The organism is Streptomyces pseudogriseolus, from assembly GCA_002154585.1.
Taxonomy (GTDB): Bacteria; Actinomycetota; Actinomycetes; order Streptomycetales; family Streptomycetaceae; genus Streptomyces; species Streptomyces pseudogriseolus.
In genome coordinates this window covers 27,813-28,833 of sequence record MUNG01000084.1, presented here as the reverse complement: position 1 = coordinate 28,833, position 1,021 = coordinate 27,813, and the positions used below count along the sequence as shown (strand labels likewise).

Below are 1,021 nucleotides of genomic sequence, written 5' to 3'. Positions count from 1 at the left end.
CAGGAGGCGCTGACCAACGTGACCAAGCATGCCTCCGGGCGCGGGACCCGGGTGGGGCTCGACTGGGGCGGCGGACGCCTGACCGTCACGGTGACCGACGACGGCGGCGCCCCGACCGGCCCCCCCGCCCTGTCGGACCGTCCCCCCGGCTACGGCCTGCTCGGCCTACGGGAACGCGCGACAGCAGTGGGCGGCGACCTGACGGCAGGCCCACGCGAAGAAGGCGGCTTCCTGCTGACGGCCCACCTGCCCGTGCCGCCGGTACGGGACACGGCGACGGCCGAGGAGGGCCGCACGGGACACGCGAACGACGGAACCGAGGGGACGGCATGACGCGGAAGGTGCTGCCACGCGGCGCGCTCCGGCTGCCCCTGCCGCCCTCCGGGCCCCGCGACGGCCGACGACGACCGGCGGACGCGGCCCCACGGACGGCTGGACCGGGAAGACGACAGACGTTGAAGGCGCTGCACACCAACGACCAGACGCTCGCGCGCGACGCGCTCCGGCCGCCCNNGCGGCGAGGACGGGCGGACGCGGCCGACGGACGGCCGGACCGAGAGGACGACATGACACTGGCGGTGCCGGTCACCGACGACCACGCGCTCGCGCGCGACGCCTTCCGGCGGCCCTCGCCGCACACCCGGGGCCCCTCGGCGGCCGGCGTGGACGGGCGGACGCAGGCCGCGGGGCATCCGACCGAGGGGACGACATGACGTTGACGGTGTTGCTTGCCGACGATCAGGCGTTGTTACGCGGGGCGTTCCGGATGTTGCTGGAGAGTACCGAGGACATCGCCGTCGTGGGTGAGGCCGGGGACGGGCGGGAGGCGGTGCGGCTGGCGCGGGAGCTGCGGCCGGACGTCGTGGTGATGGACATCCGGATGCCCGGGACGGACGGCATCGCCGCGACCGCGGAGATCTGCGCGGACCCGGAGCTGCGGGGCACCCGCGTGATGGTGCTCACCACCTACGAGACGGACGAGAACGTGGCGCAGGCGCTGCGCGCCGGCGCCTCCGGCTTC

3 protein-coding genes are annotated in these 1,021 nt (G+C 75.6%); all 3 read left to right on the top strand.

The window, feature by feature from the left end; all coding sequences use genetic code 11:
- A partial coding sequence (locus CCN29_RS09260) for an ATP-binding protein (protein ID WP_442538284.1) occupies window positions 1-333 on the top strand: 333 nt, incomplete at its 5' end.
- Window positions 334-566: 233 nt separating this feature from the next.
- Entirely contained in the window at window positions 567-713 is a 147-nt protein-coding gene (locus tag CCN29_RS35700) for a hypothetical protein (RefSeq protein WP_442538283.1), read from the top strand.
- Window positions 710-1,021, top strand: a 312-nt coding sequence (locus CCN29_RS35695) for a response regulator (protein ID WP_442538282.1), incomplete at its 3' end; no start/stop codon positions are given. The genes CCN29_RS35700 and CCN29_RS35695, both read left to right, overlap by 4 nt.

What these genes read in the sequence shown, in the direction of transcription:
- CCN29_RS35700 (WP_442538283.1), top strand. Translation starts at nt 567, where the DNA reads ATGACACTGGCGGTGCCGGTCACCGACGACCACGCGCTCGCGCGCGAC.